Below are 17,808 nucleotides of genomic sequence, written 5' to 3'. Positions count from 1 at the left end.
GCCGTGCGCCTCCCGGCGGGCCGCGGAGACCGAGCCGCTGTCGGAGGCGTCGGCTAGATTCGGTCCACGTGAACAGTCCCTCGAGCTTCGGTCATCAGGTCGGCACCTCCGCCGCTGAGCACCTGTCCCCGTCGTTCCCGGGCAGGGCACCGTGGGGTACCGCGAACAAGCTCCGCGCCTGGCAGGCGGAGGCGCTCGAGGCCTACTTCCAGCACGAGCCGCGCGACTTCCTGGCCGCCGCGACCCCGGGCGCGGGCAAGACCACCTTCGCGCTGCGGCTGGCCGCCGAGCTGCTGCACAACCGCACGGTCGACCGGATCACCGTGGTCGCTCCGACGGAGCACCTCAAGCGCCAGTGGGCCGAGGCCGCGCACCGCGTCGGCATCCGTCTGGACCCGACCTTCACCAACCGCATGGGCCGCCACGCCCGCCACTACCACGGCGTCGCCGTCACCTACGCGCAGGTCGCCGTCCGCGCCGAGCTCCACCGCGAGCTCACCCTGTCCGGCCGCACCCTCGTCATCCTCGACGAGGTGCACCACGCCGGCGACGCCCTCAGCTGGGGCGACGCGGTGCGCGAGGCCTTCGAGCCCGCGGTCCGCCGGCTCTCGCTGACCGGGACGCCGTTCCGCTCGGACACGGCGGCGATCCCGTTCGTCAGCTACCTGCCGGACGAGGAGGGCATCCGCACCTCGCTCACCGACTACGCCTACGGCTACGGCCGCGCGCTCGCGGACGGCGTCGTCCGGCCGGTGCTGTTCATGGTCTACGCCGGGCAGATGCGCTGGAAGTCGAAGGCCGGCGACGAGATGGAGGCGCGGCTCGGCGAGGGCAACACCAAGGACATCACCTCGCAGGCCTGGCGGACCGCGCTGGACCCGAAGGGCGACTGGATCCCCTCGGTCCTCCGCGCCGCCAACACCCGCCTCACCGAGGTGCGGCGCGCCGTGCCCGACGCCGGCGGCCTGGTCATCGCGACCGACCACTACACCGCGCGCGCCTACGCCGCGATGCTCCGCGAGATCAGCGGCGAGACCGTCACCGTCGTGCTCTCCGACGAGAAGGAGGCGAGCGACCGGATCGAGGAGTTCGCGAAGGACACCAGTCGCTGGATGGTCGCGGTCCGCATGGTCTCCGAGGGCGTCGACGTGCCGAGGCTCGCCGTCGGCGTCTACGCGACATCGGCGTCGACTCCTCTGTTCTTCGCCCAGGCGATCGGCCGCTTCGTGCGCGCGCGGCGCCGCGGCGAGACCGCCTCGGTGTTCCTCCCGAACGTGCCCGGCCTGCTCGCGCTGGCGGGCTCGATGGAGCTGCAGCGCGATCACGCCCTCGACCGCAGGACCTCCGACGACGAGGAGTACCCCGAGGCCGACCTGATGGCCGACGCCGAGCGCAGCGACAAGGCGTCCTCCGATCTCCTGGAGGAGGGCCGCTTCGAGTCGATCGGCTCGGCCGCCACCTTCGACCGCGTCGTCTACGAGGGCGCCGAGTTCGGGATGGAGGTCGAGGTCGAGAGCGAGGAGGAGCTCGACTTCATCGGCCTGCCGGGGCTCCTCGAGCCCGACCAGGTGCGGGAGCTGCTCCAGCACCGGCAGCAGCGGCAGGCCAAGCGCGCCGGCAGCCGCGCGGGCGCGGCGGCCCCGGCCGAGCCGGCGAGCGAGATCCCGGCGCCGCTCTACCGCACGCTCAAGGAGCAGCGCAGCCTGCTCAACTCCCTGGTCGGCCTGTGGGCACGGGGGACGGGCGAGTCGCACGGCCAGGTGCACACCGAGCTGCGCCGGCTCTGCGGCGGACCCGCGGTGGCGCAGGCGAGCGTGACCCAGCTGCAGGCGCGGATCGACCTCCTGCGGCGCAGGCTCGGCTCGCACTGATCGCGGTGAGGCGCCCCGGTACGTGGCGCCGCGCTCTCGACGACGGAGCCGATCGCTGCTCCCGCCCAGCCCGGCCGGCCCCTCCGCGTGCGCCGGACAGTCCCTCCGGCGCGTTCTAGCCGATGCACCCGGCGCGGCGCCAGCCCTCCCCGGCGGACCGGGCGCGACCGTACTGTTCGAGCGTGACCCACCGGAACGACCTGCCCGCTCACGCGCCCGCAGGACGAACCGGACGGCGGTTCCGGCCGCCGGTCGTGACCACCGGAGGAGGACCGCGCGATGAGCGCTGACCGTCAGGGGAATGCTCGAGACACGCTCGCTAAGCTGAGCAGTCGGTCCGTCGCGGAAGTGACGGACCATCACCCCCGACGTCGGGCATCCGCAGACCGCACATCGGCGTCTCCCGGACTGCCCGAGAACAATCCCCTGAGGAGTCTCGTGGAGACCTGGCCCGGAACCGCCTACCCGTTGGGCGCGACGTTCGACGGAAGCGGCACGAACTTCGCCCTGTTCAGCGAGATCGCCGAGCGCGTCGAGCTGTGCCTCTTCGAGGAGGACGGCACCGAGACGCGCGTCGAGATCCAGGAGTCGGACGCCTACGTCTGGCACTGCTACCTCCCGCAGGTCCAGCCGGGCCAGCGCTACGGCTTCCGCATCCACGGACCGTACGACCCCGATGCCGGCCACCGCTGCAACCCGAACAAGCTGCTGCTGGACCCCTACGCGAAGGCGATCTCGGGGGAGATCGACTGGGACCAGTCCCTCTTCTCGTACACCTTCGGCGACCCGGACTCGACGAACGACGAGGACTCGGCGCCGCACATGATGATGGGCGTCGTCATCAACCCCTTCTTCGACTGGGCCGGTGACCGCCGCCCGCGCACCTCCTACGACAGCACCGTGATCTACGAGGCGCACGTGAAGGGGCTCACCAAGACGCACCCCGACGTGCCGGAGGAGCTCCGCGGCACCTACGCCGGAGTCGCCCACCCCGCGGTGATCGACCACCTCAAGCACCTGGGCGTCTCGGCGATCGAGCTCATGCCCGTGCACCAGTTCGTGAACGACTCCACGCTGATGGACAAGGGCCTCTCGAACTACTGGGGCTACAACACGATCGGCTTCTTCGCACCGCAGAACACCTACTCCTCCACGGGCGACCAGGGCCAGCAGGTCCAGGAGTTCAAGAGCATGGTGAAGGCGCTCCACGCGGCCGGCATCGAGGTCATCCTCGACGTGGTCTACAACCACACGGCGGAGGGCAACCACCTCGGCCCCACCCTGTCGTTCCGCGGCATCGACAACGAGGCGTACTACCGCCTCGTCGACGACGACAAGCGCTACTACATGGACTACACCGGCACCGGGAACACCCTGAACGTGCGACACCCGCACTCGCTCCAGCTGATCATGGACTCGCTGCGCTACTGGGTGACGGAGATGCGCGTCGACGGCTTCCGCTTCGACCTCGCCTCGGCGCTGGCACGCGAGTTCTACGACGTCGACCGGCTCTCCACCTTCTTCGAGCTCGTCCAGCAGGACCCGGTGGTCTCGCAGGTGAAGCTGATCGCCGAGCCGTGGGACGTCGGGCCCGGCGGCTACCAGGTGGGAAACTTCCCGCCCCAGTGGACGGAGTGGAACGGCAAGTACCGCGACACGGTCCGCGACTTCTGGCGCGGCGAACCGTCGACGCTGGGGGAGTTCGCCTCGCGCCTCACCGGCTCGGCCGACCTCTACGCGCACTCGGGCCGCTACCCGGTCGCCTCGATCAACTTCGTCACGGCGCACGACGGCTTCACCCTCCGGGACCTGGTCTCGTACAACGAGAAGCACAACGACGCCAACGGCGAGGACGGCAACGACGGCGAGTCGCACAACCGCTCCTGGAACCACGGCGTGGAGGGGCCCACGGACGACCCGCGGGTGCTCGCGCTCCGGGCGCGCCAGCAGCGGAACTTCCTCGCGACGATGCTGATCTCCCAGGGCGTCCCGATGATCCTCCACGGCGACGAGCTGGGCCGGACCCAGAACGGCAACAACAACACCTACGCCCAGGACAGCGAGCTGACCTGGATCGACTGGGCGCACGCCGACCGGCCGCTGCTCGAGTTCACCGCGGCGCTCATCCGCCTGCGCGCCGAGCACCCGACCTTCCGACGCATGCGCTTCTTCGACGGCCGCCCCGTCCTGCGCGGCGACGGCGAGCCCCTGCCCGACATCGTCTGGTTCACCGCCGCCGGCACCGAGATGTCCCCGTCCGACTGGGACTCCGGTCTCGGCCGATCGGTGGGCATCTACCTCAACGGCAACGGGATCCGCGAGCGCGACCAGCGCGGGCGCCCCGTCACCGACGACAGCTTCCTCCTGTACTTCAACGCCGACGACGTCGACGTCGAGTTCGCGATCCCGAGCGACGAGTACGCGCTCGAGTGGAGCGTCCTCGTCGACACCGCCGGCGCCGAGGCGGACTCGATCCCGCGTCCGGCGGGGGCGATGCTCACCGTCCAGGCGAAGTCGCTCGTCATCCTCCAGGAGCACAGCACGCCCGAGCCCGAGGTCGACCACTCGGTCGCCGCCTCGCTCGCGTCCCTGGCCGCCACCTCGGCCATCCCGATCGTCTCCTCGACGGGACCCACCAGCCCCCACGCCGAGTCGACCGACTCCGCGACCGCACCCTCGACAGGAGCCTGACGTGCGTCTGCCCGCCTCCACCTACCGCCTCCAGATCCGGTCGGCGTTCGACCTCGACGACGCCGCCCGCGTCGCCGACTACGTGCGCGCGCTCGGAGCGGACTGGCTGTACTTCTCGCCGCTGCTGAAGGCCGAGCCCGGCTCGGACCACGGCTACGACGTGGTGGACCACACCGAGGTCGATCCCGATCGCGGTGGCGCGGCCGGCCTGGCGAACGCCTCGGCCGCGGCGCGGGCGGAGGGCCTCGGCGTCCTCATCGACATCGTCCCCAACCACATGGGCGTCGCGACCCCGAGCGAGAACTCCTGGTGGTGGGACCTGCTGAGGAACGGGAAGTCCTCCCGCTACGCCACCGCCTTCGACATCGACTGGGAGGCGGGGGGCGGGAAGCTGCGCGTGCCGATCCTCGGCGACGGTGCGAGCGAGGGCGACAGCGACAGCGAGCTCGACGCGCTCGAGGTCGTCGGCGACGAGCTGCACTACTACGAGAACCGCCTGCCGATCGCGCCCGGCACCGCCGAGCCCGGCGACTCCGGCCGTACGGTGCACGCGCGCCAGAGCTACGAGCTCGTGAACTGGCGCCGCGCCGACGCCGAGCTGAACTACCGCCGCTTCTTCGCGGTGAACACCCTCGCCGCCATCACGGTCGAGCGGCCCGAGGTGTTCGACGCCTCACACGCCGAGATCGTCCGCTGGTTCACCGAGGGGCTCGCTGACGGCCTGCGCGTCGACCACCCGGACGGCCTGGCCGACCCGGGCGGATACCTCGACGACCTGGCCCGCGCGATCGGCGGCGCCCCGGTCTGGGTCGAGAAGATCCTCGAGGGCGACGAGGAGCTGCCGCCGCACTGGGCGACCGTCGGCACCACGGGCTACGACGCACTGGCCGACGTCGACCGCATCCTGGTCGACCCCGACGCCCGCCCCGTGCTGGAGGGCCTCGACGCCGAGCTCACGGGGAAGGGCGCCCCGCTGCAGTGGGCCGACCTCATCCACGACACCAAGCGCGGCATCGCCGACGGGATCCTCCGCTCCGAGGTCCTGCGGCTGGCCCGCCTGATCCCCGGCATCGAGGGAGCGGACGACGCGCTGGCGGAGCTCCTGGCGACCTACCCGGTCTACCGCAGCTACCTCCCCTACGGAGCGGAGCACCTCGAGCACGCCCGGGTCGACGCCGTGCGCCGCCGCCCCGAGATCCGCGCGACCATCGACGAGGTCGCCGCGGCGCTCGGCGAGACCGGCACTCCGGTGTCCGTGCGCTTCCAGCAGACCTCCGGCATGGTGATGGCGAAGGGCGTCGAGGACACGGCGTTCTACCGCTTCAGCCGCCTCACCTCGCTGAACGAGGTCGGAGCGGACCCGGACGAGTTCGCGATCGACCTGGTCGAGTTCCACCGCCGCCAGGCCGTGCGCCAGGCCTCGTTCCCCGCCTCGCTCACCACGCTCTCGACCCACGACACGAAGCGCGGCGAGGACACCCGTGCCCGGATCACCGCACTGGCCGAGGACCCGGAGGCGTGGGCGGCGACGCTCCGCGAGCTCCACGCCCTCGTCGGCTTCGGCGACGGCCCGATCGAGCACCTGCTCTGGGAGGCCGTCGTGGGGACCTGGCCCGCGAGCCGCGAGCGCCTGCACGCCTACGCCGAGAAGGCGTCGCGCGAGGCCGACGACTCGACGCACTGGACCGCTCCTGACGAGCAGTTCGAGAAGCGGATGCACGCGGCGATCGACGCGGCGTTCGACGAGCCCGCCGTCCGCCGGCTGGTCGAGCAGACCGTCGAGCGGGTGTCGGCCGCCGGCTGGTCGAACGGCCTCGCCGCGAAGCTCGTGCAGATCACCGCCCCGGGCATCCCGGACGTCTACCAGGGCAGCGAGCTCTGGGAGACCTCCCTCGTCGACCCGGACAACCGCCGCGAGGTCGACTTCGGGCAGCGTCGAGCGCTGCTGGAGCGGATCGACGGCGGCTGGAAGCCCGCGATCGACGCCGAGGGAGCCGCGAAGCTCCTCGTCACCTCGCGCGCCCTCCGGCTCCGCCGCGACCGCCCCGAGCTGTTCACCCGCTACGCCGCCGTCCCCGCGATCGGGCCCGCCGCCGAGCACGCGATCGCCTTCGACCGCGGCGGCGCGCTGACCGTCGCGACCCGGCTCCCCGAGGGCCTCGCCGCTTCGGGCGGGTGGAACGGCACGGTCGTGGTCCTGCCCGGGCACCCGATGGAGGACGTCCTCACCGGCCGCACCTTCGCGGGAGGAGTGACTCCGGTCGCCGAGATCCTCGCCGACTACCCCGTGGCACTGCTCGCCCCGGTCTCCTGACCGGTTCCGCCACCGCACCGCAGACCGATACGACCCCTCCTGGAGACAGCAGTGATCAGCACGACTCCCTACCGCTACGCACTCCCGACGACCGGGCCCGCGCGGTTCGACGTCTGGGCCCCCGAGGCCTCGACGGTCGAGCTCCTTCTCGGCGACGACTCGTCGCTGACGATGACCCGCCACGGAGACGACGGATGGTGGCGGGCGCCCGCGTCGGCCCCGGCCACCGGCGAGGTCGACTACGGGTACCGGGTGGACGGCAGTGGTCCGCTGCCGGATCCCCGCTCGCGCCGCCAGCCGAAGGGCGTGCACGAGCTCTCGCGCACGTTCGACCCCTCGGCGCACGAGTGGGGCGACTCCGCCTGGACCGGGCGCGAGCTCGCCGGCGCCGTCATCTACGAGCTGCACCTCGGCACGTTCACACCCGAGGGCACCCTGGACGCGGCGGCGGAGCGCTTCGAGCACCTGCGCTCGATCGGCGTGGACTTCATCGAGCTGCTGCCGGTCAACGCGGTGAACGGAACGCACAACTGGGGCTACGACGGCGTCCTCTGGTACGCCGTGCACGAGCCGTACGGCGGACCCGAGGCGTACCAGCGCTTCGTGGACGCCGCCCACCGCGCCGGCCTCGGCGTGGTCCAGGACGTCGTCTACAACCACCTCGGCCCGAGCGGCAACTACCTGCCGGAGTTCGGCCCCTACCTCAAGAACGAGAAGGCCAACACCTGGGGCAGCTCGATCAACCTGGACGGCGAGGGTTCGGACACCGTCCGCGGGTACATCATCGACAACGCTCTGATGTGGCTGCGCGACTACCACGTCGACGCCCTGCGCCTGGACGCGGTGCACGCCCTCTCGGACGAGCGGGCCGTGCACGTGCTCGAGGAGATGGCGAGCGAGGTGGCCGTGCTGTCGGCCCACGTCGGGCGCCCTCTGACGCTGATCGCCGAGTCCGACCTCAACGACCCGACGCTGATCACTCCGCGGGAGGCGCACGGCTACGGGCTCGACGCGCAGTGGAGCGACGACTTCCACCACGCGGTCCACGTCGCGCTGACCGGGGAGACCACGGGCTACTACGAGGACTTCGCGCCGCTCGGCGCCCTCGCGAAGGTGCTGACGCGAGGCTTCTTCCACGACGGCACCCTCTCGACGTTCCGCGGCCGCCACCACGGCCGTCCGGTGGACACCGAGCACATGCCGACCTGGCGCCTGGTGGTCTGCAGCCAGAACCACGACCAGATCGGCAACCGGGCGGTCGGCGACCGTCTGACGGCGACCCTCGACGAGGGGCGCCTCGCGATCGCCGCGGCACTGACGCTGCTGGGCCCTTTCACTCCCATGCTGTTCATGGGGGAGGAGTGGGCGGCGTCGACCCCGTGGCAGTTCTTCACCTCGCACCCGGAGAAGGATCTGGGCGAGGCGACGGCGAAGGGCCGCATCGAGGAGTTCGCGAAGATGGGTTGGGACCCGGAGGTCGTGCCCGACCCGCAGGACCCGGAGACGTTCCTGCGCTCGCGGCTCGACTGGTCCGAGGTCGGGGAGGGGCGTCACGCCCGCACCCTCGAGGTGTACCGCGAGCTGGCGGTGATCCGCCGCCGCTACCCCGAGCTGACGGACCCGCGCTTCGGGTCGCTCCGCGTGGAGTTCGACGAGGAGGCCCGCTGGCTGACTCTCGGCCGCGGTCGGGTGACCGTGGCGATCAACGTCGGCGAGTCCGCCGCCCGCATCGCCCTGCCGGAGGTGGCGGAGACGCTGCTCGGCGTCGGGGAGTACGCGGTGCAGCCCGGGGACACTGAGGTGGATCTCGGCGGTTCCTCGCTGCTGGTGACGCTGAGCGCCTGAGCGCCTGAGCTCCGTGGCGGCAGGCTGTTCAGGTGGCCGGCCGCCGCTGTCCTGAACGGCCGCCTGGGGCCCGAGCGCTCAGAGCGTGACCGCGGCGTACTCCGTCGCGGTCACGACCCGCACTCCCTCGTCGTGGACGAGCAGGAGCGCGCGGAGGGGGATGGCCCGCTTGTGGCACGCCGCCGCCAGGTGACGGGCGAGGACCCGATCGGTCTCGCCGAGGAAGGCGCGCCCGGGACGTTCCAGGGCGAAGGCGAGCGAGCCCACGTCCTGGTGCGCCACGGCCTTGGCGAGGGTGGCGACGATCCGCTCGGTCTTCTCCTCGTCGGGGTGCACGGGGAGTCCGTCCACCGGGTAGAGGATCGGCAGCTGCACGCCGTCGCGGTCGAGGAAGATCGGCCACAGCGCCCGGCGGTAGGCCGGTCCGATCAGCGAGGAGACGCGCTCGCGCAGCTCCCGGTCGTTCAGGAGCGGCGCATCGAGGTGCGGAACGGGAGCGGCGTGGTCGAGAGTGGTCATGGTGTCGCTTTCTCGTGGGGCGAGCGGGCAGTGCCGCTGAGGGGTCATCGGAAGTTGCGGGAGGTGGTGCGAGCGCCGACCGTGAGGGTCTCGAACCTGTCGGCGAGGAGGTTCGTCACCCCCTCGTCGGAGCGCTCGAGGATCCCCCTGACCAGCAGGGCGGGTGCCTCGCGGGCCACGCGGCGGTAGCGGTTCCATACTCCGACGGAGCAGATCACGTTGAGGATCCCGTGCTCGTCCTCGAGGTTGAGGAAGGTCACTCCACCGGCTGTGGAGGGACGTTGGCGGTGGATCACGACCCCGCCGACCTCGATCCGGGTCCCCGAGGGGATGGCGGGGAGATCGGCCGAGGAGCGGGCGCCGCGGCGAGCGAGTCCCTCGCGGAGGTGGCGCAGCGGATGGTCGTCGGGCGAGATGCCGGTGGCCCAGAAGTCGAAGACCACGCGCTCCTGAGGGGAGAGCATCGGCAGGAGCGGGGGCTGCACGACGACCGTGGAGCCGGCGAGGAACTCCTCGCGGTCGCCTGCGGCGGTGCCGGCCTCCCAGAGCGCCTGCCGACGCTGCAGACCGAGCGAGTCGAAGGCGCCCGCGGCGCCGAGGGCCTCCAGCTGAGCCGCGGTCGTGCCGACCCGACGCGAGAGGTCGGCCATGCTCGCGTAGGGTCCGCCGCGTTCGCGCTCGGCGACGATGTGCTCGGCGAGCGCGGTGCCGATGCCCTTCACCCCTGCCAGCCCGAGCCGGATCACGAAGCCGCTGTCGCGCCTGTGGTCGTCCGTGTGGAAGTGCTCGGTGCGGTCGAACAGTCCCGTGGGCGGCTGATCGGCGCGGAGGCAGTCGTCGCTCCCGTAGGCGGCGCCGCCCCTCCGGCGTGCGGGGGCGTCCTCTTTCGCCTCGAGCCCGGGAGGCGCCAGGGAGCGGTTGACGTCGGGCGAGACGACCTCCACTCCGTGACGCCGGGCATCTGCGACCAGGGTGTGCGGGGCGTAGAAGCCCATGGGCTGCGCCCGCAGCAGCGCGGCGGTGAACGCAGCGGGGTAGTGCAGGCGGAGCCAGGCGCTCGCGTAGACCAGCAGGGCGAAGCTGATCGCATGGCTCTCGGCGAAGCCGAAGTTCGCGAAGGCCTGGATCCGGAGGTATATGTCGTCCGCGACCTCGCCCGTGATGCCGTTGCGGGCCATCCCCTGGTAGAGCCGCTCGCGGAGGGTCTCGATCTTCTCGGTCCCGCGCTTGGACCCCATCGCCCGGCGCAGCAGGTCGGCGTCCTCCGCGTTGCAGTCGCCGACGGCCACGGCCACCTGCATGAGCTGCTCCTGGAAGAGCGGCACGCCGAGGGTGCGCTTGAGCGGCGTCACGAGGAGGGGGTGCTGGTACGTCACCGGCTCCTCGCCGAGCTTGCGGCGGATGTAGGGGTGGACCGCACCGCCCTGGATGGGGCCGGGGCGGATGAGCGCGACCTCGATCACCAGATCGTAGAAGCGGCGCGGCTGCAGCCGGGGGAGGGTGCCCATCTGCGCCCGGCTCTCGACCTGGAACACCCCGATCGAATCGGCGCGGCAGAGCTGGTCGTAGACGCCCTTCTCCTCCCGGGGGAGGGTGGAGAGGTCCCACTTCTCGCCGACGTGCTCGGCGACGAGGTCGAACGTGTACTGCAGGGCGGCGAGCATCCCGAGCCCGAGGAGGTCGAACTTGACCAGGCCCATCCAGGCGCAGTCGTCCTTGTCCCACTGCAGGACGGTGCGGTCCTCCATCCGGGCGGGCTCGATCGGGCAGACCTCGCCCACGGGCCGGTCGGTCAGCACCATGCCGCCGGAGTGGATGCCCAGGTGCCGGGGCGTGCCCAGCACCCGGGTGGTCAGGGCGACCACGTCCTCGGGGATGTCGTGGTCGGTGCTCTCGGTGACGGACCCCCACCGCTCGACCTGCTTCGACCAGCCGTCCTGCTGCCCAGCGCTGTATCCGAGGGCCTTGGCCATGTCGCGCACGGCGAACTTGGGCCGGTAGGTGATGACGTTGGCGACCTGGGCCGCGTTCAGACGTCCGTACTTCCGGTAGACGTACTGGATCACCTCCTCGCGCCGCTCCGAGTCGAAGTCGACGTCGATGTCGGGCTCCTCGTCGCGGATGCTGGAGAGGAACCGCTCGAACGGCAGGTCGTAGAAGATCGAGTCGACCGCCGTGATGCCCAGGACGTAGCAGACCGCCGAGTTGGCGGCTGAGCCGCGTCCCTGGCAGAGGATGCCGTTCCGCTTGGCGTAGTGGACGATGTCGTGGACGATCAGGAAGTAGCCCGGGAAGTCCTTCTGCTCGATCACCGCGAGCTCCTTCTCGAGGCGCGCGAGGACGTCGGCGTCGGCGCGGGGGTACTTGGCCGGCACGGCCTCGCGCACGAGCTCGCGCAGCCAGCTCATCGAGGTGTGCCCCTCGGGGACCTCCTGGCGCGGCAGCCGGGGCCGGACTCGGCCGAGCTCGAAGGCGATCTCGTCGGCGACGCGCACCGTGTTCTCCACGGAGCCGGGGTAGCGGCCGAAGCGCTCGGTCATCTCGGCGCCGGAGCGCAGGTGGGCGCCGCCCGCTGCGGGGAGCCAGCCGTCCATCTCGTCGAGGCTCCGGCGTGCTCTGACCGCGGCGAGGGCCGTCTGGAGGGGGCGCTCCTCCGGCCGGGCGTAGTGCACGTTCCCGGTGGCGACCGTCCGCAGCCGGAGCTTCTCGGCGATCGCCGCCAGCTGGTCGTTGGCGCGCGAGGCGAGGGGATCCCCGTGGTCGTACAGCTCCACGAGGACGTTGGCGGGACCGAAGAGCCGGACGAGCTCGCAGACCTCCTGCTCGGCCGCGGCCACTCCTGCGGCGGCGAGCGCTTGACGGACCGCTCCCTTGCGGCAGCCCGTCAGCACGATCCAGTGGCCGTCGGCGGCGCGCGCGAGCTCCTCGAGGTCGTAGCTCGGCTTGCCCTTCTCGGCTCCGGCGAGCTGGGCGGTGGTGATCGCACGGGCGAGGCGGTGGTAGCCCTCCTCGCGGCGCGCGAGGACGAGCAGGTGGGTCCCCTCCGGATCGGCGACCCCGTTCTGAGGCGAGGTGAGCCCGATCGAGAGCTCGGCTCCGAAGGCCGTGCGGACGGCGTGCCCCTGCGCGGCCTCGGCCATCCTCACGATGCCGTAGAGGCCGTCGTGGTCGGTGAGCGCGAGAGTGTCGATGCCGAGCCGGACCGCCTCCTCGACCAGCTGCTCCGGCTTGCTCGCCCCGTCGAGGAAGCTGAAGTGGGAGTGGGCGTGCAGCTCGGCGTAGGGCACCGGATGAGCCGGCGGCCGGACGTCGTCCCCTGCCACGTAGGCGGGGCGCTTGTGCGACCAGGCCGGACTGTCGCCGCCGTCGCCCCGGACGACCGTGCCGTCGGCGCGCTTGCCGCTGGAGAGGCGGCGCTCGAACTCCGACCAGGGGATCGGCGGGTTGTTCCAGCCCATCGGGGCTCCTTCGGTGCTCGTTCGCGGTGGTGGAGGGATGCTCCGGTTCAGTCGTAGCGGGCCTCTGCTGCCCAGACCCCGTCGAGGCAGAGCAGCAGCCAGGCGACACCGGCGGCGTCGACCACCTGGAAGCGGTCGTAGCGGACGGCGGTGCTCGGATCCCACCAGCGCTCGTCGATCGGCCAGGGACCCGCCCATCCGGCGAGGGGCTCCAAGCGTGCCTGAGAGGTCCCGGGGGTGAAGTAGGCGGGCACGGAGCTGAGGGCGCCGCGCTCGTCGACGGCGACGGGTTCGCCCCTCGGTCCGCGGACCAGCACGGCCGCGGGCTCCGCGAAGACCGTCGGCGGGAGGGGCGGCGGCAGGGAGCCGGGCCAGGGCAGGGTCCTCGGCCGTGCGTCGCCCGGCTCCCGGTCGCCCCAGGGGATCAGGTGCTGGCGGTCGCGGAGGGATCGACCCCCTCCGATCGACGCGGTCATCACGGCCTCGTGCCCGAGCATGCTCTGCACACGGCTCAGCCCGTGGTGGACGCGCTCCTCCGGAGCGGTGCCCCAGAGACCCTGCTCGTGGTTGCCGATCGCGTCGACCGCCTCGGGCTCGACGCACAGCCGCGAGATCGGCGCTCCGAGACCGGTGTCGATCTCCCCGCTGCCCTGCAGCTGCCAGCGGACCCGGTCGAGCACGTCGCCCGGGGTGAACCATCTCGGGTGCAGCCAGCTCCGGGAGGAGACCTCACCGCGCTCGCTGACGACCTCGATGCGGATGGCGGTCGCGACCAGCTGTGCGCGGGTGAGCCCGGCGACGAACTCCTCCGCGGGGACGCGGAAGGCGAAGGCGGCCTGGTCGATGCGGTCCAGAGGGGGCTCGAACTCCATCGCCCGGTCGAGGCGCTCCGGCGGGAGCCGGGGCACCACCGTCTCCGACTCCGCACCGGCGGCGAGGAGGTGCGCGTGGGCGCCCTCCGGTCCGAACCGGGCGGCGACGTCCTCGCGAGGGAGGGCGGCGAAGGCGCCGAGGGTGCGGACGCCGAGTCTGCGCAGGAGCGCCACCAGGTCGTCCCCCCGGCGGGGAGCACGGGCAGGGGCTGCGACGGACTCGGTCTCGAGGGCGTCGAGCGGGAGAGGAGCGAGGAAGCCTGCCGCTGCTCCTGGGGGCACGACGGCGACAGGGCGGCCGGAGTGCTTCGCGGCGAGCTCGGAGGCGAAGAGCCCGTCGGCGATCCCGATGCGGGCGTCGGGGAGACCCAGCTCGGCCAGCCGCTGCAGGATCGCCTCGGCCGCGCTCTGCTCGCTCCCGTAGTAGCGGCGCGGACCGCGGGCGCGGATCGCGCACAGACCGGGCCGGATCAGCTGGACGCCCGGGGTGATCTCCTCGAGCGCCTGGATGAGCGGCTCGAACGCCCGGTGGTCGAGCACCGGGTCGTACGGGAGGACGGCGAGACCGGTGCAACGGGACTGCGCCTCGCGCACGCGCATGCCCCGCCGGACCCCCTCCGCCCGGGCAGCGGGGGAGGAGGCGAAGACCAGGCTCTTCTCCGTGAGGGCCAGGGGGTGCTCGTCGCCGAGGCCGGCGTCGGCGGCGGCCGCGAGGAGGGGCCAGTCGGGGCACCAGACGAGGATCGTCCGCCGCAGCTCGGGTGCGCTCGCCATCTCAGACCACCCGCTCGTGCAGGCGGTCGTGCTCGACCCGGGAGCCGAAGGCGCTCTCGACGCCGGGCATGCTCATCCGCACCGTGCGCACCCGGGTGCCGGCCCGGCCGACCACATCGACCATCGCCTCCCGGGAGCGCAGGTAGCCGTGGCCGTCGCCGAGCCCCTCCCAGCGGCTGCTGCGGATGCTGAGCCGCGCCTCGGCCTGGGGCCACTCGCCGAGGACCACGAGCGCGGCACCCCGCTGGCGCAGTCGTGCTCCCAGACGCGAGACGTCGGCCGAGGAGACGGAGGCGGGCGGACGGGTGAGCACGACGGTCAGCACATCGACCAGAGCGGCGGTGACGGTGAGCCAGTGCTCGGCCGGTGCGGGCACGAGCACCAGGCGCTCGAGGTCGATCCCCATGCCGGCCGCGGCCTCGGCCCCGAACTCCGGGACGCCCACCACGCCGCACCACGAGCCCTCGGCGGACGGGCCGGCGAGCAGCCCCATCGCCAGACTCATCGAGCCCTCCACCGAGTAGGCGGCACCCTGCTTGAGCGAGCCGCCCGGGAGCACGGAGGAGAAGGCCGGCAGGGTGGCGAGGCTCCTGGTCTCGAGAGTGGTCGCCTGCATGTCCCGGATGCGGGACTGCAGCTCCTTCACCGACGCGAGCTGCCGCAGAAGGGGCTCTGCGGCCTCGGCCGTCTCCGCGGAGACGAGGGGTGAAGGGGGGCTCATCTGCCCATGTTCGAACATGTGTTCGAGTATGTCAATTGCCACCGACATCCACCGGCGAGCCGCTCGGACCCTTCCGCGACCGCCCGGCGAGGCGCACTGAGGAGGAGGTTCCAGACGTCCCGGGCAGTCTCGCATCCGCCTCCGACATCCCCGTCCGGGGGCGTTCTCCACCGGGTCTCGGCGAGGGAGGGCCTCCTGCCGCGCCTCTACCATGGGAGCCATGTCCGACGCCCTGCTCGACCCCGCCGACTCCGACGCCACCGCCCCGGCCGCGCCGCGCAGAAGGACCCTCGTGGTCAAGATGGGGTCCAGCTCGGTCACCAAGCAGTCGGGTCCGGATCCCGTTCTCCTGGCCAGCGCGCTCGAGAGCGCCTTCGCCGCCCGCGCGCTGGGCTGGGACGTCGTGCTGGTCTCCTCCGGCGCCGTCTCCTCGGGCCGGGCGCTCTTCGCCCGCTCGCAGGAGGAGCCGATCAGCGCCCGCCTGGCGGCAGCGGTGGGCCAGACCGTCCTGATGGGCTTCTACCGCTCGGTGGCCGAGCTCTCGGGCGCCCTGGTCGCGCAGATCCTCATCGGCGAGTCCGACCTCGCCTCTCCCCGGCAGATGGCGCACGTCGCCGAGGCGATCCGCCACGCCCTCGACGCCGGAGTCGTGCCCGTGGTCAACGGCAACGACACGATCGACTCCGCCGGCTCGGACAACGACGGCGTCGCCGGCGGACTGGCGATGCTCCTCGGCGCGGACCTGCTGCTGCTGCTCACCGACGTCCCCGGCGTCTTCGCCGGCAGCATCGCCGAGGGCGTGCACCTCGAGGAGCTGGGCATCTCGGAGCTGCGCCGCATCGGCGTGCAGAAGGGCGGTACCGGCCGAGGGGGCATCCGCTCCAAGCTGCGGGCCGCCGAGCTCGCCGCGCACAACGGCGTCTCGACCAGGATCGCCGGGGCGCGCACCCCCGAGGTCATCCTGTGCGCCCTGGGAGGGCCGGGCCCGGGCACCCTCGTCCGCGCCGTGCACGCGCATCCGCCCGTGGAGCAGCGCTGGATCTCCGGAGTGGCCACCGGCCGCGGCCGCGTCGAGATCAACCTCGAGGCCGAGCGGAGCATCGGAGCCGGCTCGAGCCTGTTCGCCTCGGGCATCAAGCGCGTCTCCGGCGAGTTCGGCGGCGGCGACGTGATCGAGGTGCGCGCCCTCAGCGGAGAGCTCCTCGCGCGCGGCGTCTCCCGCGTCTCCTCGCGTCTGCTGACCCTGGTCCGCGCACTCCGGGTCGACGAGATCGCTCGCGTCTTCGTGGCGGTCCTCGGGCATGCCGCCACGACGGCGCCGTCGGCGAGTCCGGAGGGAGAGGAGAGGCCGCAGCTGACCCGCGCTCTGGAGTACGCGCGCACTCTCTCCTCCGAGCACGCGCGAGCCGTCGCGATGGAGATCGTCTCCCTCTTCCCTGCCGAGAGCATCTCGGCCCTGCTGGGACAGGGCGCGGGGGAGGGCGAGCTCGTCGAGCGCTACACCCGCCTCGTCCGCACCCTCGCCATCGTGGAGAACGAGAACCTGGCCGTCTTCCGCTCCTGACCGCCGGTGGCGCGCCACGTCTCAGTGCATTTCGCGCCTTCGCGTCATGATCGCCGTTCTCCGGTGTCTTCCTGGTGATGGCGCCGCTCCTGGGCGCCCCCGACGGAACGGATCATCGATGAGCGTCCCCACTTCCACAGCCGGCCACTTCCGCGAGTCCGACATCACGCCCGAGAGCTTCGAGACCGAGAGGCTCGAGCGGCGGCTCGCCCTGCTCGAGGCCTCGATCGCCCAGGGGGAGCGGGCACTGCTGAGCCGGGTCGACCCGAGCAGCGGAGCTCCCCTCCCAGGCGCCTGCGGGGGGCACCGAGCCCAGCTGGTCAGCAACCTGACGACGGAGCGGGCCCTCGCCGACCGCATCCGGGAGATGCTCGCCGCTCGGAGCTGACGGGGTGCGTACGGCACGATGGGGCCATGGTCACCATCACCGTCGCCGGTCTCGCCCAGCACTTCCACCCCGCCGAGCGGGGCACCGTCCGCCTCGAGATCCGGCGCGAGTCGCGATCCCGGCCCCAGGCGCTCGCCGAGGTCACCGCCCTGCACGCGCGGGTCCGTGAGGAGGCGGCCGCCGAGCAGGCGTCCGGCGCCGCCACCTGGTGGTCCTCCGATCAGATCTCGGTCTCCTCGATCCGCCGGTACATCAAGGACTCGGACGTCACGCAGCTGTTCCATGTCGCGGCCGCCGGGGTCCGGGTGAAGTACCGGGACTTCGCGGCTCTCGGGCGCTGGGTCGGCTCGATCTCGGAGGTGCCGGGGATCCAGATCTCGGGGGTCGACTGGGACGTGACGGCGGCACGACGTGCGGGCATCGAGCGCGAGGTCCGCACCGCTGCCGTCCGCGACGCGCGCGAGCGGGCCGAGGCCTATGCTGCGGCCCTCGGCCTGACCGAGGTGCGGGTGCTGACCCTCTTCGAGCCGGGACTGCGGCCGCACACGCGCATCGAGGGCGGCTCGGCGATGATGAGCCGCGCCAAGGCGTTCTCCTCTCCTGAGGAGCCGTTGGCCCTCAAGCCGGAGGACATCGAGGTCACCGCCTCGGTCTCCGCCGACTTCGAGGCGCACTGACGCGAAGACGCGACCGGGCGACCGGTTCCGCTGCGGACGGAGAGCGCCTGCCTGCACCTGCGACCCGCTGATCGTCTGCATGGCGACCCCGAGAGTGGCCCCGAGGCGACCGAC

At 72.3% G+C, this 17,808-nt stretch carries 11 protein-coding genes; 7 read left to right on the top strand and 4 right to left on the bottom strand.

All coding sequences use genetic code 11. The annotated features are described in order from the left end of the window. Positions 1 to 68: 68 nt before the first annotated feature. The 4 genes from C5C10_RS05250 (at position 69) to treZ (ending at position 8,721) form a co-directional block, all read left to right on the top strand. Positions 69 to 1,871 carry a DEAD/DEAH box helicase gene (locus tag C5C10_RS05250; protein ID WP_104237466.1) on the top strand — a complete coding sequence of 601 codons (1,803 nt, stop codon included), beginning with the start codon at positions 69 to 71 and terminating at the stop codon, positions 1,869 to 1,871. Positions 1,872 to 2,309: 438 nt separating this feature from the next. Next, the gene (gene glgX / locus C5C10_RS05245) at positions 2,310 to 4,562 is read left to right on the top strand and encodes a glycogen debranching protein GlgX (RefSeq protein ID WP_104237465.1); all 2,253 of its coding nucleotides are present in this window, start codon (positions 2,310 to 2,312) and stop codon (positions 4,560 to 4,562) included. A 1-nt stretch (position 4,563) separates the two neighbouring features. Beyond that, a complete protein-coding gene (gene treY / locus C5C10_RS05240; RefSeq protein WP_104328727.1) occupies positions 4,564 to 6,876 on the top strand; it encodes a malto-oligosyltrehalose synthase in 2,313 nt (770 codons plus the stop codon). 51 nt (positions 6,877 to 6,927) lie between these two features. Beyond that, the gene (treZ, locus tag C5C10_RS05235; RefSeq protein WP_258060433.1) at positions 6,928 to 8,721 is read left to right on the top strand and encodes a malto-oligosyltrehalose trehalohydrolase; all 1,794 of its coding nucleotides are present in this window, start codon (positions 6,928 to 6,930) and stop codon (positions 8,719 to 8,721) included. 78 nt (positions 8,722 to 8,799) lie between these two features. On the opposite strand, the gene C5C10_RS05230 is transcribed toward treZ, so the two are convergent. Genes C5C10_RS05230 through C5C10_RS05215 form a run of 4 tightly spaced genes read right to left on the bottom strand, consistent with a single transcriptional unit; the run spans position 8,800 to position 15,065 of the window. Further along, the gene (locus C5C10_RS05230; protein ID WP_104328726.1) at positions 8,800 to 9,240 is read right to left on the bottom strand and encodes a hypothetical protein; all 441 of its coding nucleotides are present in this window, start codon (positions 9,238 to 9,240) and stop codon (positions 8,800 to 8,802) included. A 44-nt stretch (positions 9,241 to 9,284) separates the two neighbouring features. Further along, positions 9,285 to 12,698 carry an error-prone DNA polymerase gene (locus C5C10_RS05225; protein WP_104328725.1) on the bottom strand — a complete coding sequence of 1,138 codons (3,414 nt, stop codon included), beginning with the start codon at positions 12,696 to 12,698 and terminating at the stop codon, positions 9,285 to 9,287. A 47-nt stretch (positions 12,699 to 12,745) separates the two neighbouring features. Then, positions 12,746 to 14,344 (bottom strand): DNA polymerase Y family protein, encoded by a 1,599-nt coding sequence (locus tag C5C10_RS05220; RefSeq protein WP_104225271.1) that lies wholly within the window; start codon positions 14,342 to 14,344, stop codon positions 12,746 to 12,748. A gap of 1 nt (position 14,345) precedes the next feature. Beyond that, positions 14,346 to 15,065 (bottom strand): hypothetical protein, encoded by a 720-nt coding sequence (locus tag C5C10_RS05215; protein ID WP_104328724.1) that lies wholly within the window; start codon positions 15,063 to 15,065, stop codon positions 14,346 to 14,348. A 220-nt stretch (positions 15,066 to 15,285) separates the two neighbouring features. Here C5C10_RS05215 and proB point away from each other — a divergent pair, with 220 nt between their 5' ends. The 3 genes from proB (at position 15,286) to C5C10_RS05200 (ending at position 17,694) form a co-directional block, all read left to right on the top strand. Continuing rightward, on the top strand, positions 15,286 to 16,629 hold the full coding sequence (gene proB, locus C5C10_RS05210; RefSeq protein ID WP_181073401.1) for a glutamate 5-kinase: 1,344 nt from the start codon (positions 15,286 to 15,288) through the stop codon (positions 16,627 to 16,629). Between the two features lie 118 nt (positions 16,630 to 16,747). Continuing rightward, entirely contained in the window at positions 16,748 to 17,017 is a 270-nt protein-coding gene (locus C5C10_RS05205) for a hypothetical protein (RefSeq protein ID WP_104250347.1), read from the top strand. A 26-nt stretch (positions 17,018 to 17,043) separates the two neighbouring features. Then, positions 17,044 to 17,694 carry an SIMPL domain-containing protein gene (locus C5C10_RS05200; protein WP_104225267.1) on the top strand — a complete coding sequence of 217 codons (651 nt, stop codon included), beginning with the start codon at positions 17,044 to 17,046 and terminating at the stop codon, positions 17,692 to 17,694. Positions 17,695 to 17,808: the final 114 nt, after the last annotated feature.

Source organism: Rathayibacter sp. AY1A3 (assembly GCF_002930975.1).
Lineage (GTDB): Bacteria > Actinomycetota > Actinomycetes > Actinomycetales > Microbacteriaceae > Rathayibacter.
This window is presented reverse-complemented; position numbering and strand designations above follow the sequence as displayed.

Coding starts and splice junctions, on each gene's coding strand:
- C5C10_RS05230 (WP_104328726.1), bottom strand. CDS start 9,240: ATGACCACTCTCGACCACGCCGCTCCCGTTCCGCACCTCGATGCGCCG.
- C5C10_RS05225 (WP_104328725.1), bottom strand. CDS start 12,698: ATGGGCTGGAACAACCCGCCGATCCCCTGGTCGGAGTTCGAGCGCCGC.
- C5C10_RS05220 (WP_104225271.1), bottom strand. CDS start 14,344: ATGGCGAGCGCACCCGAGCTGCGGCGGACGATCCTCGTCTGGTGCCCC.
- C5C10_RS05215 (WP_104328724.1), bottom strand. CDS start 15,065: ATGAGCCCCCCTTCACCCCTCGTCTCCGCGGAGACGGCCGAGGCCGCA.
- proB (WP_181073401.1), top strand. CDS start 15,286: ATGTCCGACGCCCTGCTCGACCCCGCCGACTCCGACGCCACCGCCCCG.
- C5C10_RS05205 (WP_104250347.1), top strand. CDS start 16,748: ATGAGCGTCCCCACTTCCACAGCCGGCCACTTCCGCGAGTCCGACATC.
- C5C10_RS05200 (WP_104225267.1), top strand. CDS start 17,044: ATGGTCACCATCACCGTCGCCGGTCTCGCCCAGCACTTCCACCCCGCC.